The 18001-nt window shown below is 56.4% G+C and carries 21 protein-coding genes; 14 read left to right on the plus strand and 7 right to left on the minus strand.

Features of this window, described 5'->3' with window-relative positions; genetic code table 11:
- Positions 1–26: 26 nt before the first annotated feature.
- From K3729_17325 to cobU, 3 genes are read right to left on the minus strand one after another with little or no spacing between them, the layout of a single operon-like run.
- Entirely contained in the window at positions 27–896 is an 870-nt protein-coding gene (locus tag K3729_17325; protein ID UWQ99137.1) for a glutathione S-transferase, read from the minus strand.
- A 19-nt stretch (positions 897–915) separates the two neighbouring features.
- The gene (locus tag K3729_17330; protein UWQ99138.1) at positions 916–1491 is read right to left on the minus strand and encodes a histidine phosphatase family protein; all 576 of its coding nucleotides are present in this window, start codon (positions 1489–1491) and stop codon (positions 916–918) included.
- Positions 1488–2060, minus strand: coding sequence for a bifunctional adenosylcobinamide kinase/adenosylcobinamide-phosphate guanylyltransferase (gene cobU / locus K3729_17335; protein UWQ99139.1), 573 nt, complete (start codon positions 2058–2060; stop codon positions 1488–1490). The genes K3729_17330 and cobU overlap by 4 nt, the downstream gene beginning before the upstream one ends.
- A gap of 85 nt (positions 2061–2145) precedes the next feature.
- Here cobU and K3729_17340 point away from each other — a divergent pair, with 85 nt between their 5' ends.
- The 6 genes from K3729_17340 (at position 2146) to K3729_17365 (ending at position 8676) form a co-directional block, all read left to right on the plus strand.
- Positions 2146–3024, plus strand: a complete 879-nt coding sequence (locus K3729_17340; protein UWQ99140.1) for an RNA polymerase factor sigma-32 — start codon at positions 2146–2148, stop codon at positions 3022–3024.
- Entirely contained in the window at positions 3021–3806 is a 786-nt protein-coding gene (locus K3729_17345; GenBank protein UWQ99141.1) for a ChaN family lipoprotein, read from the plus strand. The genes K3729_17340 and K3729_17345 overlap by 4 nt, the downstream gene beginning before the upstream one ends.
- 62 nt (positions 3807–3868) lie before the next feature.
- Positions 3869–5065 carry a bifunctional phosphopantothenoylcysteine decarboxylase/phosphopantothenate--cysteine ligase CoaBC gene (gene coaBC, locus K3729_17350; GenBank protein ID UWQ99142.1) on the plus strand — a complete coding sequence of 399 codons (1197 nt, stop codon included), beginning with the start codon at positions 3869–3871 and terminating at the stop codon, positions 5063–5065.
- Positions 5066–5079: 14 nt separating this feature from the next.
- Positions 5080–5538 (plus strand): dUTP diphosphatase, encoded by a 459-nt coding sequence (dut, locus tag K3729_17355; GenBank protein ID UWR01114.1) that lies wholly within the window; start codon positions 5080–5082, stop codon positions 5536–5538.
- On the plus strand, positions 5535–6587 hold the full coding sequence (moeB, locus tag K3729_17360) for a molybdopterin-synthase adenylyltransferase MoeB (GenBank protein UWQ99143.1): 1053 nt from the start codon (positions 5535–5537) through the stop codon (positions 6585–6587). The genes dut and moeB overlap by 4 nt, the downstream gene beginning before the upstream one ends.
- Positions 6588–6651: 64 nt before the next feature.
- Positions 6652–8676, plus strand: a complete 2025-nt coding sequence (locus K3729_17365; GenBank protein UWQ99144.1) for a M3 family metallopeptidase — start codon at positions 6652–6654, stop codon at positions 8674–8676.
- Positions 8677–8748: 72 nt separating this feature from the next.
- Here K3729_17365 and K3729_17370 read toward each other — a convergent pair whose 3' ends face one another.
- Positions 8749–9279, minus strand: coding sequence for a hypothetical protein (locus tag K3729_17370; protein ID UWR01115.1), 531 nt, complete (start codon positions 9277–9279; stop codon positions 8749–8751).
- Positions 9280–9393: 114 nt separating this feature from the next.
- Between K3729_17370 and K3729_17375 the strand changes: the two genes are divergently transcribed.
- Positions 9394–10380 carry a D-glycerate dehydrogenase gene (locus tag K3729_17375; protein UWQ99145.1) on the plus strand — a complete coding sequence of 329 codons (987 nt, stop codon included), beginning with the start codon at positions 9394–9396 and terminating at the stop codon, positions 10378–10380.
- 85 nt (positions 10381–10465) lie between these two features.
- Here K3729_17375 and K3729_17380 read toward each other — a convergent pair whose 3' ends face one another.
- Complete coding sequence (locus K3729_17380; protein UWQ99146.1) at positions 10466–11737, minus strand: RsmB/NOP family class I SAM-dependent RNA methyltransferase; 1272 nt, start codon at positions 11735–11737, stop codon at positions 10466–10468.
- Positions 11738–11803: 66 nt separating this feature from the next.
- Between K3729_17380 and K3729_17385 the strand changes: the two genes are divergently transcribed.
- Positions 11804–11983: a DUF1674 domain-containing protein gene (locus K3729_17385; protein UWQ99147.1), complete on the plus strand. Its 180-nt coding sequence runs from the start codon at positions 11804–11806 to the stop codon at positions 11981–11983.
- 211 nt (positions 11984–12194) lie between these two features.
- Here K3729_17385 and K3729_17390 read toward each other — a convergent pair whose 3' ends face one another.
- Together K3729_17390 and dapB are read right to left on the minus strand one after the other, a co-directional pair.
- Positions 12195–12560: a dihydrodipicolinate reductase gene (locus K3729_17390; protein UWQ99148.1), complete on the minus strand. Its 366-nt coding sequence runs from the start codon at positions 12558–12560 to the stop codon at positions 12195–12197.
- 79 nt (positions 12561–12639) lie between these two features.
- Positions 12640–13449, minus strand: a complete 810-nt coding sequence (dapB, locus tag K3729_17395) for a 4-hydroxy-tetrahydrodipicolinate reductase (GenBank protein ID UWQ99149.1) — start codon at positions 13447–13449, stop codon at positions 12640–12642.
- A 96-nt stretch (positions 13450–13545) separates the two neighbouring features.
- On the opposite strand from dapB, the gene rbfA reads away from it, so the two are divergent.
- The 6 genes from rbfA to K3729_17425 all read left to right on the plus strand — a co-directional run bounded on the left by rbfA (position 13546) and on the right by K3729_17425 (position 17946).
- A complete protein-coding gene (gene rbfA, locus K3729_17400) occupies positions 13546–13941 on the plus strand; it encodes a 30S ribosome-binding factor RbfA (GenBank protein UWQ99150.1) in 396 nt (131 codons plus the stop codon).
- A complete protein-coding gene (locus K3729_17405; GenBank protein ID UWQ99151.1) occupies positions 13938–14657 on the plus strand; it encodes a phosphodiester glycosidase family protein in 720 nt (239 codons plus the stop codon). The genes rbfA and K3729_17405 overlap by 4 nt, the downstream gene beginning before the upstream one ends.
- Positions 14658–14768: 111 nt before the next feature.
- Positions 14769–15683 (plus strand): tRNA pseudouridine(55) synthase TruB, encoded by a 915-nt coding sequence (gene truB / locus K3729_17410; protein UWQ99152.1) that lies wholly within the window; start codon positions 14769–14771, stop codon positions 15681–15683.
- Between the two features lie 210 nt (positions 15684–15893).
- Positions 15894–16379, plus strand: coding sequence for a hypothetical protein (locus K3729_17415; protein ID UWR01116.1), 486 nt, complete (start codon positions 15894–15896; stop codon positions 16377–16379).
- 102 nt (positions 16380–16481) lie between these two features.
- On the plus strand, positions 16482–16991 hold the full coding sequence (locus K3729_17420; GenBank protein UWQ99153.1) for a DUF1643 domain-containing protein: 510 nt from the start codon (positions 16482–16484) through the stop codon (positions 16989–16991).
- Between the two features lie 109 nt (positions 16992–17100).
- The gene (locus K3729_17425; GenBank protein ID UWQ99154.1) at positions 17101–17946 is read left to right on the plus strand and encodes a calcium-binding protein; all 846 of its coding nucleotides are present in this window, start codon (positions 17101–17103) and stop codon (positions 17944–17946) included.
- Positions 17947–18001 lie beyond the last annotated feature (55 nt).

Consider the following 18001-nt stretch of genomic DNA (forward strand, 5'->3'; position numbering starts at 1 on the left):
TTAACGACAGGACCCTTGCGAAAAGGTTAATTGTTCAACAACGCCATAAATTTCGGCCATGCCGCTGGGTCTGCAACCGTTTTGTCACGACAAAACGCGTTGCAGACACCAAACGTTCTGCCGTCCAGTTCCAAGTAATGCGTGACCGGTTTACCAGAATACGGGCATGTTTCGTTTTCTGACGGACCTTGATCGACAGCCCGAGCAGGCAAAGCATCAATCGGCCATGGCTTTGTCTTCAATCCAAAATCGTATGGAAAAGGGTCGTAGCGCACAGTCTGCCCCATTGCCCGCCACTGTCGGTTAGACAGATCCGCGATATGCGCGTCGACATAGGCCTGCGCTGTGACACCCAACGGGATACCGTAGGTGGTAAAACGGTTCGCGATCGGCGCGTAGAATGCATCAGCCGCTGAGTATTGCCCAAACAGCCACGGCCCGTCTTCGCCGAACCTGTCGCGCGCCATTGACCAGAGTTCGGAAATGCGGGCCACGTCGTTCATGACCGCTTCAGACGGTTCAAATCCGACAAGTGTATGTTCCATGTTGTGCGGGCAATCCGACCGCAATGCCCCAAAGCCGCTGTGCATTTCCGCAATCATGGACCGTGCCATTGCGCGGGCAATGGGGTCTGAGGGGTAAAGGCCTGCTTGCGGGTTTTCTTCGGCAAGCGTTTCCGCCATCGCCAAGCTATCAGTCAGTAATCCACCGCTCGGTGTGACCAATGCAGGGACCGTTTTCGCACCCGGCAAATGCGCCATGTCTTGCGCCATGGTCCCTGCGTACAAACCGACCATCGTTGTTTTGTAGGGCAGGCCAAACTTCTCAAGCAGAAGCCAGCCGCGCAAAGACCAGCTCGAAAAGGTCCGGTCACCGATGTAGAGTTCGTAAGTCATGGTTTGGTCCCTTTACCCTTTAAGCGACGTGATTGATCGTTCCGATTTGCCAACCTTGCGAGGTGAGATGCACGTCCGTGACTGACAAGTTATCGATCTTGTGCCCCATTGCTTCGTACGGTGTCCCGCCGCATTGCGCGATCACTGTCATGATCATGCCCATATGACCGACAACGACAATATCTTTCGCTTTGTGGTGGTGGGCCAATTGGGTCAACGACGCGATTACGCGTTTCGTGACAGCATTCCAGCTTTCACCGTTCGGCGGTGCCAACGTTCCGGGTTGTTCCCAGAACTGACGGCTAAGAACAGGATCACGTTCCGCGACTTCTGTGTGGTGCAGGCCGTCCCACAGCCCAAAATCAAATTCCCGCAAGGTTTTGCGGTGTGCCAAACGCGTCCTGCCACCCCCGATGGCATCCGCTGTTTGCACAGATCGTTGCAGATCAGATGAAACAAGAAGCCCTTGCTCCGGCAGGTGGGACGACAACCGATCTAACGCCGCAGTATCGGTCAAATCCGCAGGTACATCGCGCCATCCTGTAAAGGTTTTTTGATGCGTGGGCCCGTGCCGGACCAGCCAAAAGCGGGTCAAACCTTCCCCGCGGGGAAGACGTGCGTTGCGGATACAGGATCGTAAGACCCTTTCAGAACCAGTGGCAGGCCAGAGATCACGGTCATGACGACGTCTGCCCGTGCCGCGATCATCTGGTTCACTTTTCCCTGTGCATTCCGAAACTTACGTGACAAGGCATTGTCCGGCACGATGCCCATGCCGACTTCGTTGGACACAACAACGACATCGCACGCACAGGTTAACAGCGCATTCACCAATGCGTCGCAGGCCGCATCAATATCATGATCCCCGAGCAGCACGTTCGTCAGCCACAGGGTCACGCAATCCAGCAGGATGATGTCATCGGCCGACGCCTGATCCAGTACCGACACGATATCGATCTGGGCCTCGATGGTTGTCCAATCGCCCCCGCGCTGCTGCTGATGCTTTTCCAGTTTCGCGCGCATTTCGTCGTCGTAGGGCTGCATCGTCGCGACATATGTTTTGGGCTTACCAGTCGCGCGAACGACCTTTTCTGCAAAGGTTGATTTGCCCGACGCAGCCCCGCCCGTCACAAAATACAATGTCTTCGGCGATTTTTCTTGCAACTTTTTCTGATCCGCTTGGTTCGACCCTTCGTAGACAGATCAATAGCACGGGAACACCCGCGCGCAATCTGGTAGGGATCAAAACATGGCGTTTGACGGTTTTTCGGATCAGAAGATGACACGCAAGGCAATGAAAGCAGAGCTTTTGGATGCCGAAACGGAACTTGCGTTGGCATATGCGTGGCGAGATGATCGAGACGAACAAGCGCTTCATCGCCTGATCACGGCCTACATGCGCCTCGCGATTTCAATGGCAGGTAAGTTCAAGCGGTACGGCGCGCCGATGAACGACCTGATCCAAGAAGCATCCGTTGGGTTGATGAAAGCCGCCGATAAATTCGACCCAGATCGCGGCGTCCGGTTTTCGACATATGCGGTCTGGTGGATCAAAGCATCAATTCAGGATTATGTCATGCGGAACTGGTCGATGGTCCGGACCGGGTCAACGTCATCCCAAAAATCACTGTTCTTCAATCTGCGCCGTGTTCAGGCCCGTCTTGAACGTGAAGCCGCCGCAGAAGGACGCACGATTGACCGTCACGACATGCGTGAAATGATCGCGCTAGAGGTCGGCGTTCCATTGCATGATGTCGAGATGATGGAAGGCCGGTTGTCTGGGTCCGATTATTCGCTCAACGCCACCCAATCTGCTGAAGACGAAGGTCGGGAATGGATTGACGCATTGGAAGATGATGGTCCGCAAGCCGCTGAAACTGTGGAAAACAACCACGATAATGACACGTTGCGTCAGTGGTTGTTGTCCGCTTTGGGCGAATTGAATGATCGTGAACGGTTTATCGTCCGCGAACGTAAAATGCGTGATGATCCGCGGACATTGGAAAGCCTCGGCACCGAACTTGGGCTATCGAAAGAACGTGTTCGCCAGCTTGAAGCGGCGGCTTTTGGCAAAATGCGCAAAAGCCTTGTAGGTCAAAACGAAGAGGTGCATCGTTTCCTCGTATGAGGGTAGCGACATTCATCACTTTTCTAACGGTCTCTCCGGTTTACGCTGGCGAGATCGTTGCGTTTTCGGCGACTGATTTTGACGGGGCGGATATCGTTATTGTTGGCGAAATCCACGATGATCCGACCCATCATCAGGTGCAGGCCGACATCATCGCATTGCTTGACCCAACAGCCATCGTTTTCGAAATGCTGACATCCGATCAAGCAATGCAGATCACGACGGGCACGATCAATTCGCCAGATCTAGGTGAACTGTTGGAATGGGAAGCCAACGGTTGGCCTGACTTTGTTATGTATGCCCCGATTTTCGCGGCTGCCGAAGATGCAAAGATCATTGGCGCCGCCCCAAGTCCGGAAATGGCAGCGCAGGCCCGTGACGATATTTTGACGGCGTTCACGGACCGGCGGTTTGGACTTCACGTTCCGTTAGACGAAGATGAACAGGGGACCCGCGAACAAGGCATGCAAGACGGCCATTGTGGTGCCTTACCTGCTGAAATGCTGCCTTGGTTCGTTGATCAGCAACGGTTCCGCGACGCTGTTTTTTCACGCGCTGCGTTGGAAGCATTTGAGACGTTTGGCGGACCGGTTGTTGTGATCACCGGCAACGGGCATGCGCGTACCGACTGGGGCATGCCTGTTTACCTGAACGCCGCATCACCTGACACACATGTGCTGAGCATCGGTCAAATCAACGCGCCGTCCGATACCCCGCCATACGATCTGTGGCGTGTCACGCATCCGATTGACCGCCCCGATCCCTGTGCCGCATTTGAATAACTGCACACCGATTGTATCCGCGCCGTCAAAGTCTTACGTTCTGATCAATTGCGGAGGCGGACATGCTGACAAACAAACATATTCTCTTGATCATTGGCGGCGGAATCGCGGCGTTCAAGTCCTTGGACCTGATCCGGCGCTTGCGCGAACGCGGCGCAAAAGTAACTCCGGTATTGACCAAGGCGGGGTCTGAATTCGTCACCCCGTTGTCCGTGTCTGCCTTGGCCGCGAACAAGCTATACACCGACCTGTTTGACTTGAACGATGAAGCCGAGATGGGGCACATCGAATTATCCCGCGCCGCCGATTTGATCGTTGTGGCCCCCGGCACTGCTGATCTTATGGCGAAAATGGCGACTGGTTTGGCGAACGATCTGGCGTCGACGCTTTTGCTCGCCACGGACAAGCGCGTTCTGGTGGCCCCGTCGATGAACGTGCGGATGTGGGAACACCCTGCAACCCAGCGGAATCTGAAAACGTTGAAGGGCGACGGCATTTTGTTCGTCGGTCCGGGCGAAGGCGATATGGCCTGTGGTGAATATGGCCCCGGACGTATGGCGGAACCGCTTGATATTGTTGCCGCAATCGACACTGCACTGTCCGATGGACCGTTGAAAGGTAAGCACCTACTTGTGACGTCGGGCCCCACACATGAACCGATTGATCCGGTACGTTACATCGCGAACAGATCATCCGGCGCGCAGGGCACGGCCATTGCACAGGCGCTAGTTAAGCTGGGTGCTGACGTGACCTTTGTCACCGGTCCTGCCGACGTTCCGCCCCCTGCGGGCGTCACCGTTGTTCCGGTCGAAACTGCCGCCGAGATGCTTGAAGCCGTGCAGAATGCAAAACCCGCTGACGCCGCCATCTTTGCCGCGGCGGTCGCTGATTGGCATGTTTCAAATGCGTCTGATGCGAAGATCAAGAAGGACGCGTCTGGATTGCCGGAACTGACCTTTGCGGAAAACCCCGATATTCTGGCAACCGTTTCGCAGATGACGGACGGTCGCCCAGCGCTGGTGGTCGGCTTTGCAGCCGAAACCAATGATGTGATCGCAAACGCCACCGCCAAACGTTTGCGCAAAGGGTGTGACTGGATCGTTGCGAATGATGTATCGCCTGAAACGGGGATCATGGGCGGTACAGAAAACGCAGTTACGCTGATTTCTGACACAGGCGCGGATGCTTGGCCCCGCATGGGCAAGGACGAAGTCGCCACCAAGCTCGCCACGAAAATCGCGCTTGAACTGGCTGGATAATGGGACGCGGTGAGATGCAGGTGAAGTTGTCATGGCAGCCCGATGCAGATCGCAAGCTGCCCTTGCCTTCGTATCAGACCAAAGGTGCAGCGGGCGCTGATATTTGCGCTAATTTTGGCACGAAAGGCGGTGCTGTGACGCTCGCCCCCGGCGCACGTTTGCTTGTGCCGACGGGGCTTGCCATGGCGATCCCTGACGGGGTCGAGGTGCAAATTCGTCCCCGTTCCGGACTTGCGTTGAAACATGGTGTGACCTTGGTCAACAGCCCGGGCACGATCGACAGCGATTATCGCGGGCCGGTTGGCGTCATCATGATTAACCTTGGGGATAGCCCGTTTGAGGTGACACATGGGATGCGGATTGCACAGATGGTTGTGGCCCCTGTCGTACAGGCACAGTTTACGCTGGTTGATGACCTAGACGCGACAGAACGCGGCGCAGGTGGATTTGGCAGTACGGGTGTCGTCGCATGATCATGGTCGCCGCAATGGCCGCCGTATTGTGGGGCACCGGCGTGGCGATGGACACGCCCAAACGTGCGCGTTGGACGATGATTGGTTTGCTGTTGGTGATCGTGATGATCATCCAGTTGGTATTGCCTGATGGCCATCCGCTGCGCGAAGCCACGGGCGGTGACGTCCGGCTTTGGGCATTGATCGTCGCCTTTGGTGGCATCGCATTTGGATATCGCAAGCTGCTACGCGGCTTGCGGGCCAAGGCATCCCCCCAAGTTGTTCGTGACACCCCTGCGGATAAGTCCAGCGCGATGTCGGAAACCGAACTAGACCGCTACGCGCGCCACATCATGCTGCGCGAAGTCGGCGGCACGGGACAGATGGCGCTACGTCGCGCGAAAGTGCTGGTGATTGGTGCCGGTGGATTGGGGTCGCCCGCTTTGCTTTATCTGGCGGCGGCAGGTGTTGGCCAGATTGGTGTGATTGACGATGACACCGTCGAGAATTCCAATCTGCAGCGACAAGTCATTCACACAGACGACCGGATCGGCATGCCGAAAGTGCAATCTGCACTGGACGCGATGCGCGCGCAAAACCCGTTTGTGCAGGTCAAACCCTATCATCGCAGGCTGGACGCCAGTTTCGCCGCTGAATTGTTCGCTGAATATGACATCGTTTTAGATGGCACCGACAACTTCGAAACACGGTATTTGGTGAATGAAACCTGTGTCGCCGGGAAAATTCCTTTGATTTCTGCCGCCCTCACGCAGTGGGAAGGTCAGATCAGCGTCTACGACCCAGCCAACAACGCACCCTGCTACGCTTGCATTTTCCCTGAAACGCCCGCCGCCGGACTTGTGCCGTCCTGCGCAGAGGCCGGTGTGATTGGCCCATTGCCCGGTGTGATTGGGTCGATGATGGCGGTGGAAGCCGTGAAATTGATCACGGGCGCGGGCGATCCATTGCGGGGGCGGCTGATGATCTACGACGCACTTTACGCAGACACCCGCACCATTGGCTTAAAACGGCGCGATGACTGCGCGGTCTGCAGTGGATCCTTCACCTAATTCACAGACCTACCGCTGGAAGTCGTACCCTTCGCACCCTAAGTTGACTGCAAAGGAGATCACCATGACCAACCCGTTGCTGACTGACTGGACGACCCCACACGGCCTGCCCCCGTTTGATATGATTTCGGACGATGATTTCGCCCCTGCCGTGGATGTCGCACTGGATGAAGCCCGCAGCGCTATCGCCGCGATTGCCGAAAACACCGATGCCCCGACATTCGCAAACACAATTGAAGCGATGGAATTAGCCGAGGTTACGCTAGGCAAAGTGCTGGGTGTCTTTTACGGCGTCGCTGGCGCGGACAGCAATCCGGCACGCGAAGCGTTACAGCGCGACTTTGGTCCAAAATTAAGCGCGTTTGGTTCAGAGATCACCGAAAACAAAGCGCTTTTTGCGCGGATCGAGGACCTTTGGACACGTCGTGCCGATCTTGACCTGTCGGATGAACAGTCTCGTGTTCTGATGCTGACCCGTCGCGGTTTTGTCCGGCAAGGTGCGTTGTTAGAAGGCGATGATGCGGTCCGTTTGCGCGACGTAAAATCACGTCTTTCAGTACTGGGGACACAATTCACCCAGAACCTATTGGCCGATGAAAGGTCATGGTTCATGCCATTGGCCGAAGCCGATCTTGAAGGTCTGCCCGACTTTGTCGTCGCAACTGCCCGCGCGGCCGGATCCGAAAAGGATGCGGGCGGCCCCGTTGTGACCCTGTCCCGATCTTTGATTGTGCCGTTCTTGCAGTTTTCCCCTATGCGCGAACTCCGCAAGAAAGCCTATGACGCGTGGGTGTCGCGCGGCGAAAATGGCGGCGAGACGGACAACCGTGGGATCGCGGCGGAAACGCTTGCCTTGCGGGAAGAACGCGCCAAGTTGCTGGGTTACGACACCTTCGCAGACTACAAACTCGAAACCGAAATGGCAGGCACCCCCGACGCGGTACGCGATCTGTTGATGCAGGTTTGGACGCCAGCCAAAGCCGCCGCTGAAGCGGATGCCAAAGTGCTGGAGCGGATGCTGCATGCCGATGGTTTTGACGGGCCCTTGGAAGCATGGGATTGGCGCTATTATTCGGAAAAACGGCGGCAGGCCGAACATGATCTGGATGAAGCGGCGCTGAAACCGTACCTGCAGCTGGACCGGATGATTGAGGCGCAATTTGCATGCGCCAATCGGTTGTTTGGTCTGGAATTCGCACCGCTCGAAGGTCCTGTGTATCATCCTGACGTGCGCCTGTGGGAAGTTACCCGCGACGGCAAACATGTCGCTGTCTTCATTGGCGATTACTTTGCGCGCGGTTCTAAACGGTCCGGTGCGTGGTGTATGGCAATGCAGTCGCAACATCGTCTGGGCGGTGAAGTACGTCCCCATGTTGTAAACGTCTGCAATTTTGCGAAACCAGAAGACGGCCAACCAGCCCTGTTGTCCTATGACGACGCCCGCACATTGTTCCACGAATTCGGCCACGCATTGCACCAAATGTTATCTGACGTGACCTACGAAAGTATCAGCGGCACATCTGTGGCCCGCGATTTTGTCGAACTGCCCAGCCAACTTTACGAACACTGGCTTGAAGTGCCCGAAGTCCTGTCCGAATTCGCCACGCACGCGGAAACGGGCGAAGCGATGCCAGCCGACATGCTGCAGCGCATGCTGGATGCAGCAACCTACGACATGGGCTTCCAGACGGTAGAATATGTATCTTCCGCGCTGGTCGATCTGGCATTCCACGACGGCCCCGCCCCCAAAGACCCGATGCAGAAACAAGCCGAAGTCCTTGAAGGCATTGGTATGCCCCACGCGATCCGTATGCGTCACGCCACACCCCACTTCGCGCATGTCTTTGCAGGGGACGGATATTCCAGCGGCTATTACAGCTACATGTGGTCCGAAGTCATGGACGCGGACGCATTCGCAGCCTTTGAAGAAATCGGCGATCCGTTTGATCCGGATTTGGCGAGAAAATTGGAAGACACCATTCTGTCTTCCGGCGGCTCCGTCGACGCAAAAGAACTCTACAAACAATTCCGCGGGCGATTGCCTGGGGTCGATGCACTGCTCAAGGGCCGCGGTCTTGATGCCGCCTGATCTTCTTTTGGCCTCAAATATCTTGGGGGTTTGGGGGCTAGCCCCCCAACCCTGCGGGATCAACGAACGCTATCAGTCGCGGACTTCATCCGCATCAACGCCCCAAATCACGGCCTTAGGCGCCCAGCCTTTGTAGCCACCAGCACTCAGGCGACACCACGTCGGTTCGCATTCATGCAGACGCGCAATAACGCCAAGTTCGAGCTCCACAGTCTCGCGGCTATCGTCGCGCGGCTGTGACCGTAAACGCAGGCGATCTTGATCGATAATGACCGATCTAGCACCTGACAGCATGGTGTAGTGGACCCATCCACCTTGACCTTCACGGTCGATCACACGCCGCCAATGTCCGTATTCCGCAATCACCTGCAGCGGCATGGAACGGCGTTGAAACACCCAATCGATCCGGTGCGACAGGCTAGGCCCACGGCGCACGTTTGCTTCTGATGCTTTCAGTGACACGTAGCGCGGCAAAGGCAAATTTGTTTCCGGCCCAATTGCAGGCGCGTCCAATGTTCCGCCGGAAACCGGCGTCACCTCTTGTGCAATTACACCTGCACCAAGGTGGCAGAGCGCAGCACAGACCAGAAGAATGCGAAAAATCACGGGAAACCTGCCTTTATCACTTAACTCATCGCGCGAGGTTCTTGTGCCTCGCGTCGGTTAAATGCACTCTGAACCAAAGCGGTGATCCGTTTCAAGCGATGGGAGAAAAGAATGCCAGGTCAGCGGTTAAGTGTTGTCGTCACGCGACGGTTACCCGAAAGCATCGAAACACGCATGAAAGAGCTGTTCGACGTCACTTTACGCGAAAACGACAGGCCGATGAGCCGCGAAGAACTGGTTGCAGCAGTTCAAACGGCGGATGTTTTGGTCCCTACAGTCACCGATTTCATTGATGCGCCATTGCTGGCGCAAGCTGGTGAAAAGCTGAAACTCATTGCGAATTACGGTGCCGGTGTAGACCGGATTGATGTCGCGACCGCCCGTCAACGCGGGATTTTGGTGTCGAACACGCCCGGCACAGTAACCGACGACACGGCCGATATGACCATCGCCCTGATCCTTGCTGTCACCCGCCGCATCCCTGAAGGGTTGCGTGTTATGGGCAGTGGTGACTGGGAAGGCTGGTCCCCAACCGCGATGCTGGGGGGACGTATTTCGGGACGTCGCGTTGGTATTTTGGGCATGGGCCGCATTGGCCAGGCCGTCGCCAAACGTGCTGCCGCTTTTGGTATGCAGGTGCATTATCATAACCGCAAACGCCTGCGGCCCGAGGTCGAAGAGGCACTAGAGGCCACGTATTGGGACAGCCTTGATCAGATGGTCGCGCGGATGGACGTGATATCGATCAATTGTCCGCACACGCCATCCACCTTCCATTTGATGAATGCGCGTCGTCTGAAGCTCATGAAACCTGATGCGGTGATCGTGAACACGTCACGTGGTGAGGTTATCGACGAAAATGCCCTCACGCGGATGTTGCGGGCCGGTGAAATTGCCGGTGCAGGCTTGGACGTCTTTGAACGCGGTCACGAGATAAACCCGCGCCTGATGGACCTGCCGAACGTTGTTTTGCTGCCCCATATGGGGTCGGCCACCGTCGAAGGCCGTCAGGAAATGGGTGAAAAAGTAATCGTGAACATCAAGACGTTTGCAGATGGTCACCGTCCGCCCGATCAGGTCGTACCGGGTGTGATGTAACGCAGGCGGCAGCGGTTTTGGCCGCTGTCGGAGCCTCCGGCGGGGATTTAGAGAACGTCAAAGAAGCGCAGCGTGGTCTGCCTGCTTAGGCTTTGGTCAGTACCGCGATGTAGAACCCGTCCATGCCGCCGAGGTCCGCCCAATAATCGGGGCGCAGGCGGATACCGCCTTCTTCGGTGATCCACGCGGGGTCGATACCCGGTTTGTTCAGCGCACCGGTATCCACGGTCAGCCCTGCGTGCCGTTCGAGCGCTTCGTCGACTTGGATTTCTCCTTCGTCTGGCAGCAACGAACAGGTGCAAAAGACCAGCTTCCCGCCCGGTTTGAGCAACGTCAGCGCGTGGTCGATCAGCAGTTCTTGCTGTTCGATCAAGGCCATGAATTCAGATCCGTCTTTTGCATATGGCAAATCGGGATGGCGCCTGATTGTCCCCGTCGCGGAACAGGGCGCATCGAGCAGCACTGCATCAAATCCGTCTTGTTCGAATTTGAACGCGTCGGAGGTTACGCAATTGGCTTTCAACCCGACACGTTTCAGGTTGTCCTTCACCCGTGTCATCCGGTTATGGCTGAGATCGACAGCCGTCACATCCGCCCCACTTGCCGCGAGCTGCATTGTCTTACCGCCCGGTGCCGCACAGAGGTCGAGCACCTTCATGCCCGGTTTGGGATCAAGCACTTGGACCGGAATGGCCGCGGCTGCGTCTTGCACCCACCAATCGCCGTTCTCGAAGCCCGGAAGCGCCGATACCTGACCCGCTTCTTTCAGCCGGATCGACCCTGTCGGCAAAAGCGTGCCGCCCACCGCGTCTGCGACCGCCTTTGGATCGCCTTTGGCCGTCAGATCAAGCGCTGCCCCCGCGAAATGTGCGGCTTCGATCCCTTCGACCGATTTCCGTCCCCAAGCCGCGACCAACGGCTGGCGCAACCAACCCGGCGTCAGTGGATTGGCACGTTTGGTCCAGCCTTTTTCGCCCTCTTCGGAAATCCGGCGCAGAACGGCGTTTGTCAGTCCTTTGAACGACGAAACATGTTTGTTCTTACCGATAATTTCGACGTATGCATTCACGACGCCATGCGCGGCCTCGCCACCCACAAGTTCGATCACACCAAGCCGCAGCGCGTTTTGGACAGTCTCTGGCGGTTCTTTCTTGAGGTAGGGTTTCAGCATCCGATCCGCGCGATCTGCACCCCGCAAAGCGTCCATCGCCAAGCGTTGCGCACGCGCACGTTCATCCGCAGGCAGATGATCCAGCGCACCGCCACCGATCAATTCGGACATCAGACGTCCTTCGCCTGTGATCTCTTCAAGCAGATGATGCGCAGCGCGGCGCGGCGGTAGACCGGTTTTGGACATGGTGTCTCACTTGTTTTGAACCCATTTGGCCGTATATCAGAAAGGACACGACGACAAGGATGCCCGATGACCGAGCCTGATCACAAAGACCTGCCACCTGCAGCCCAGCGCGCCTTGGCCGAAGCCGAAGAACGGCGCAAAGAGGCAGATAAATCCGAATTGCCGCCAGAACTGGGTGGGCGCAAGGGCCCGGAACCTGTTCGCTATGGCGATTGGGAGAAAAAAGGCATCGCCGTCGATTTTTGATGTCTGCAGCGACGGAATAACATTGCGGTGACGTATTACGGGCAACTTTATTGAAAAGGAGCCTACGATGCGCAGCCTACCTTACCTGTTTCTTGTTGTTGCAGCCGGTTTAAGTCTTGCAACATTTGTCACGTCCGAAACGCTTGCGCAGACCGCGCATCCTGTTGTCCATGACCGCGTATTGGGTCCAGTCTGGCCGTAATTGGGTTGGTTAGCGTAGCTTGAATGATGCAGAATCACCGGCACCTTGATCCGTTGTGAACCGCATTTCTTGACCGTTAAATTCAACAAGCTGGCAATTGTACGGAATGACATCCCCACCCCAATTCATTTCGCGGCAAAAATACCCGTTTTGCCAAGACCACGTGCCGGTGATTTCCCAGCCCGCGCCGGTGCCCGCGATCTGGCCCGCAGGCGAAACAGCCAAATTCACGCCGTACAGGCGGTTTGACAGGTTTTTGCCGCCAAGCGTCGCAAGAAATGTCGCCTTGTCAGAGATTGCTTGATAGCCCTGCGCAGTCGCAGCTGTCGCGGACAAAACGAAAGCGATTGCCGCTGTCTTGAAAAAGGTCGTCATCAAAAGCTCCTTTGTCGTGCGTTATGTACGATATACGCGCAACACGTGCCTTTGGTTTCATTTTGCCTAATATGGCCGACTACAGCCCCAAAACATCAAGCATGTCGTATGCGCCAGGCTTTTGGGTTTGCCCCCAAAGTGCCGCTTTGAGCGCCCCGCGGGCAAATACCTTACGATCAGTTGCCATATGACGCAGCACAATCCGTTCGCCAGGGGCTGCAAACAGCACATCGTGTTCGCCCACAATATCCCCACCACGAATAGCGCTAAAACCGATATCGCCGCGTTTGCGCGCGCCCGTGATCCCGTCACGACCGCTGTCTTTGACGTCATTCAATGCCACGCCGCGCCCTTCGGCTGCAGCCTCACCCAGCATCAAAGCCGTCCCTGATGGCGCGTCGACTTTGTGATGATGGTGCGCTTCGATCACTTCGATGTCGAAGTCTTCGTCTAACGCAGCCGCAACTTTCTTGGTCAGTTGTACGAGCAGGTTCACACCCAATGACATGTTCCCCGCTCGCACCACGACCGTATGGTGAGACGCCGCATTGACTGCCGCAATGTCGTCGTCCGTCATACCCGTCGTGCCGATGACATGCACCGCTTTGGCCTGTGCGGCCAGTTCGGAAAACGCAACGGTCGCAGCAGGTGCTGTGAAATCAATGACCGCTTGGGCTTTCACAAACGCCTCCAAGGCGTCGGACGTAACAACCACACCAACGGGTTGCCCACCCATGGCCGTGCCGACGTCCTGACCGACCCAATCGTGACCATCCCGTTCCAGCGCTCCAACGAGGTGACATGCATCAGATGCCATGATGGTCTCGATCAACATCTGGCCCATACGGCCCGATGCCCCGGTCACGACGATTCCTGGTCCCTGTGTCATACGCTGTCCTTCTGTCTGTTGCCCTCTCTTAGCGTTTCGCACGGCTGACGCAAAGCCTCGCTTGGCAAAACGGCGGGCAATCACTACATGGGGCTTATGGCAAAGCAAAGTAACAGAGACGGTAAGGCCCCAACCCAACGCATGTTGAAGGTGGGCGAACAGATCAGACGGACATTGTCGTCTGTGCTGCAACGTGGCGAAGTGCATGATCCGGACCTGAACCGGATGATGATCACCGTGGGCGAGGTGCGCATGTCGCCTGACCTGCGTGTTGCGACCGCCTATATTCTGCCACTGGGTGGAAAGAATAAGCAGGAAACGCTGGATGCGGTGCGGCGTAACCGCCATGAAATCCGCCATCTTGTGGTCAAAGGCGGATCGCAGAAATTCGCACCGGAACTGCGGTTCGAAATTGACGGGACGTTCGACCAGATGGACGCCACACGTGCATTGCTTGCCGATGAACACGTGCGGCAAGATCTGGACGAATGATCCGCGTCCTTGCAGGTCTGTTCATTGTTTTGGCGCTACCAGCCAGCGCAGTGACCTGCGAAGACATCGATTATGACGGCAACAGTTTCACCGCTTGCACCGTTGATGCGTCAGCGGAAGATTTGCGTCTTTTCCATAGCAATGCTGCGGATCAGGTCATTGGCAGCTTTGGCGATTTGGCCGATGAACACCCTGACAAAACGCTCGCCTTCGCCATGAACGCGGGCATGTATCATGCTGACCGCGCGCCTGTTGGCCTTTACCTTGAAGCAGGCACCCAGAAATCCGGAATCGTCACATCCGACGGGCCGGGTAATTTTGGGCTGCTGCCGAACGGTGTTCTGTGCCTGACGGATAGTGATGCGCAAGTTTATGAAAGCTTCGATTTCGTCGCGACAGCCCCCGATTGCCGCGATGCGAACCAATCCGGCCCGATGCTGGTCATCGACGGGGCGCTACACCCGCGGTTCTTGGAAGACGGTTCGTCCAAATATGTGCGCAATGGCGTCGGAACATCGGCGGACGGCAAAACCGCGATCTTTGCGATCTCGAACAATGCGGTGAATTTTCACAGCTTTGGCGCCTTTTTCCGCGATTACCTGAAAATCCCGAACGCGCTTTACTTCGACGGCAAGGTCTCGCGTCTTTACGCGCCCGAATTGGGACGATCGGATTTCGGCTTTCAGCTTGGCCCAATGATCGGCGTGCTCGAATAGGCCCTTTTCTTTTGGTCTTAAATATCTCGGGGGTTTGGGGGCTGGCCCCCATATTGACCGCCGCCCCGACACAAGCTAGCAGGCGCGTTCAATCACCAAAGGGTTCATCACATGGCACGCAAACGCAAGGGACGCGATATCTCAGGTTGGCTTGTTGTGGACAAACCTGCGGGCATTACGTCCACAACTGTTGTCGGCAAAGTGCGCTGGGCGTTAAACGCGAAAAAAGCGGGACATGCGGGTACCCTTGATCCCGAAGCCACTGGCGTTCTGGCTGTAGCACTGGGCGAGGCGACCAAGACCGTGCCCTATATTACTGACGCCTTAAAAGCATACACGTTCACGGTGCGTCTTGGCCAAGCCACAAACACTGATGATGCCGAAGGCGAAGTCATAAAAACATCCGACCTGCGCCCGACAGATGACCAGATCAAAGATGCGCTAGCCCCATTCATTGGCGACATCATGCAGGTGCCGCCGCAGTTCTCTGCCGTTAAGGTCGATGGCCAACGCGCCTACAAAAAAGCCCGCGACGGCGAAGAGATGGAGCTGGCCGCGCGTCCGCTTTGGGTCGAAGAATTGTTGCTGATTGATCGTCCCGACGCAGACCACGTAGTTCTTGAAATGACCTGCGGGAAAGGCGGCTATGTCCGTTCTATCGCCCGCGATCTGGGTGCCGCACTTGGTTGTTATGGACATGTTCTACAACTGCGTCGCATTTGGTCTGGTCCGTTTGATGTGGAAGACGGTATTTCGCTGGACCAAATCGACGCGCTCGCGAAAACGCCGGACCTGGACGCACATTTGCAGCCCTTAGAAGTTGGCCTTGCCGATTTGCCAGAGGTGACCTGCCCCGCCGAAAGTGTTGTGAAACTGCGTAACGGCAATCCGGCCCCTGTGATCGGATCGGGTTTGGAATATGGCGAAGAAGTTTGGGCGTCGCACGATGGCACCCCGATTGCCGTGGGCAAATATCTGGGCGGCACATTGCAGCCGTCACGGGTTTTCGTCGCTGATTCGATGTGATTTTCGCGCTTCACGGCGCGAAATGTTACAAGATGTCACGCGCCTCACGCGGCCGTTATACGATGCCCGATGTTTGTTTCACGAAATGTTACAGTTTTGGGCGGGTCGGTCATCCCTGCGTGATGGGGCTGCACAGAGCCCGCCACATTCGGCAAGTTGTGTTCAACGATACACAGAACACATGACCGAAAGACTTGCCCCATGACCGACATCAAACACTCCGCCTTCACCGTTCTCGCCGCTGGCGCTTTTGCCACCATCGCCTTTGACGCCTTCGGCCAAGGCCTGTCGCCGATGTTTGGGTTTGCCAAGCTGGCACCAGTTGGTCTGGCCCAACAAACGCTCAACACTGTTTTCGACAGTGTGCCAAAAGGGACAGCGCACATGTTGCACACGATCACTGGCGTTCTGTTTTACACGCTCGGTTACCTGCTGATCGCGCGCCCCGTTCAAAAGATGATCGTCCCGAACTTGCACTGGGGTCTGACCGCCGTCGCTTATGGCGTCGTATTGTGGGTGTTCGCCCTGTACGTCATGGCCCACCTTGTTGCAGGAAATCCCGCATTCCTTGGCTTTAGCGGCATCACGTGGGTCGCGCTCTGGGGTCACATCTTGTTTGCGGTCGTCGCAGCATGGGTGATCGAAGCACGCGGTCTGTCCGTGTCTTACGCCAAAGCGTCTGCCATAACTGCCTAATCTCTTCTCGCTCCCTTCCTACCCTCCTCCCAGTTGCAGGCCGTCTTTGTTCATCAAAGGCGGTCTGTTGCTATTTGCGGGGGCAGCACCGATATCAGCCCCATGATCACGCGACACCATTCCGATGGGGCGACACTGTCCTCTGCGACCTATTCAGATTGCGAAACCTATCGCTACGCCCTGACCCGTACTTGGGATGACACGGGAAAGCGGCTGATGTTTGTGATGCTCAATCCGTCAAAGGCGACCGAGGCGCATAATGACCCGACCGTGGGGCGATGCGAGAACCGTGCGCGGGCTTTGGGATATGGTGCATTTCGTGTCACCAACCTGTTTGCGTTGCGTGAAACAGACCCGATGCAGATGCGGCGACATATTGAACCAAATGGTCCTGATAATGATCAGACCTTGATCGAAGGTGCAGGTTGGGCTGACACCACGATCGCTGCATGGGGTGTTCATGGCGTTCATCTTGGGCGCGACGCAGAGGTTATCACCTTATTTCAAAACAATAATTGCGCCCTTCATGCTCTCGGCGTCACCAAAGCAGGGCACCCTCGCCACCCGCTTTATATGCCCTACAGCGCGATGCCTTCGCCTTGGCCGGCATAATCCTGCATTAACCAACAGGCTTGTTCGTACCAGACTCCGATTTAGGCATTTGCTATTGAAACGGGATCACGTTGGGCCGGGGGCGGTACCGCTTTTCAGAAAGACGAACATGCTTGCTATCATTGCTTTATTCGGGGTCGCGGTTGCGTCGATTGTCATCACTGACGCGGACCATGAAACCGATCCAGAAACAACCGTGGAACCTGCCCCAGAAGACGACCGCATTGGTGCTACGACGCCGCTGCAAGAGGCGTTGATGCCTAGCGAGACGCTTAATAGTGCGGGGACCGGACAAACAATCGCGGGGACTGTGCGCGCCGATCTGTTGTTTGGTGGGACAGGTGACGATGAAATCACAGGCGGTGAAGGTGAAGACACGCTGCATGGTGACGATGGAAACGACACCTTGTTTGGCGGGAAAGCGATGGACAGCCTGTTTGGCGACATTGGCGACGACGTCTTGGACGGTGGTGACCACGACGATGACCTTATCGGTGGCAGCGGTGATGACACGTTATATGGCGGCGACGGTGACGATGAACTGCTGGGATCGTTTGGTAACGACACTTTGGCAGGTGGCGCAGGTCAAGATGTGCTGAACGGCGGCGCTGGCGATGATATCTTGATTGGGAACGACGATACCGATAGCGATTTTCTGAATGGCGGCCGCGGCGACGATATTCTGCGCGGTGGCGTTGGGGATACTCTGTCCGGTGGTGAAGGTGCGGATACGTTCGCGGTAGACGCTGATCAGGAAGGAACGACCTACATCGACGATTACGATCCTGATGTGGACGTCATAGAAGTTGTTTATGATCAGAACGGACCGGCACCCGAATTAACCACAAGTCGTACTGACGACGGGCTGGCCCTTTTCGCAGATGGCGACTTTGTCGCGGGGTTTGCAAACGTCGAAACGCTTGATCTTGACCGGATTGCTTTGGTCGCCGCCTAAAAAACCCTTTTCTTTTTGCCTGTTCTTGCCTAAACGCAGCCATCCGATCAGGGAA

This window comes from Rhodobacteraceae bacterium S2214 (assembly GCA_025141675.1).
In the GTDB taxonomy this organism is placed as follows: Bacteria; Pseudomonadota; Alphaproteobacteria; order Rhodobacterales; family Rhodobacteraceae; genus Yoonia.

Bases quoted from the DNA above. Each gene is read 5' to 3' on its own strand.
- K3729_17380 (UWQ99146.1), bottom strand. From the start codon at position 11,737: ATGTCCAAAACCGGTCTACCGCCGCGCCGCGCTGCGCATCATCTGCTT.
- truB (UWQ99152.1), top strand. From the start codon at position 14,769: ATGGCACGCAAACGCAAGGGACGCGATATCTCAGGTTGGCTTGTTGTG.
- rbfA (UWQ99150.1), top strand. From the start codon at position 13,546: ATGGCAAAGCAAAGTAACAGAGACGGTAAGGCCCCAACCCAACGCATG.
- K3729_17365 (UWQ99144.1), top strand. From the start codon at position 6,652: ATGACCAACCCGTTGCTGACTGACTGGACGACCCCACACGGCCTGCCC.
- K3729_17425 (UWQ99154.1), top strand. From the start codon at position 17,101: ATGCTTGCTATCATTGCTTTATTCGGGGTCGCGGTTGCGTCGATTGTC.
- K3729_17375 (UWQ99145.1), top strand. From the start codon at position 9,394: ATGCCAGGTCAGCGGTTAAGTGTTGTCGTCACGCGACGGTTACCCGAA.
- dapB (UWQ99149.1), bottom strand. From the start codon at position 13,449: ATGACACAGGGACCAGGAATCGTCGTGACCGGGGCATCGGGCCGTATG.
- K3729_17345 (UWQ99141.1), top strand. From the start codon at position 3,021: ATGAGGGTAGCGACATTCATCACTTTTCTAACGGTCTCTCCGGTTTAC.
- K3729_17325 (UWQ99137.1), bottom strand. From the start codon at position 896: ATGACTTACGAACTCTACATCGGTGACCGGACCTTTTCGAGCTGGTCT.
- K3729_17390 (UWQ99148.1), bottom strand. From the start codon at position 12,560: ATGACGACCTTTTTCAAGACAGCGGCAATCGCTTTCGTTTTGTCCGCG.
- K3729_17405 (UWQ99151.1), top strand. From the start codon at position 13,938: ATGATCCGCGTCCTTGCAGGTCTGTTCATTGTTTTGGCGCTACCAGCC.
- K3729_17385 (UWQ99147.1), top strand. From the start codon at position 11,804: ATGACCGAGCCTGATCACAAAGACCTGCCACCTGCAGCCCAGCGCGCC.
- coaBC (UWQ99142.1), top strand. From the start codon at position 3,869: ATGCTGACAAACAAACATATTCTCTTGATCATTGGCGGCGGAATCGCG.
- K3729_17420 (UWQ99153.1), top strand. From the start codon at position 16,482: ATGATCACGCGACACCATTCCGATGGGGCGACACTGTCCTCTGCGACC.
- dut (UWR01114.1), top strand. From the start codon at position 5,080: ATGCAGGTGAAGTTGTCATGGCAGCCCGATGCAGATCGCAAGCTGCCC.
- moeB (UWQ99143.1), top strand. From the start codon at position 5,535: ATGATCATGGTCGCCGCAATGGCCGCCGTATTGTGGGGCACCGGCGTG.
- K3729_17340 (UWQ99140.1), top strand. From the start codon at position 2,146: ATGGCGTTTGACGGTTTTTCGGATCAGAAGATGACACGCAAGGCAATG.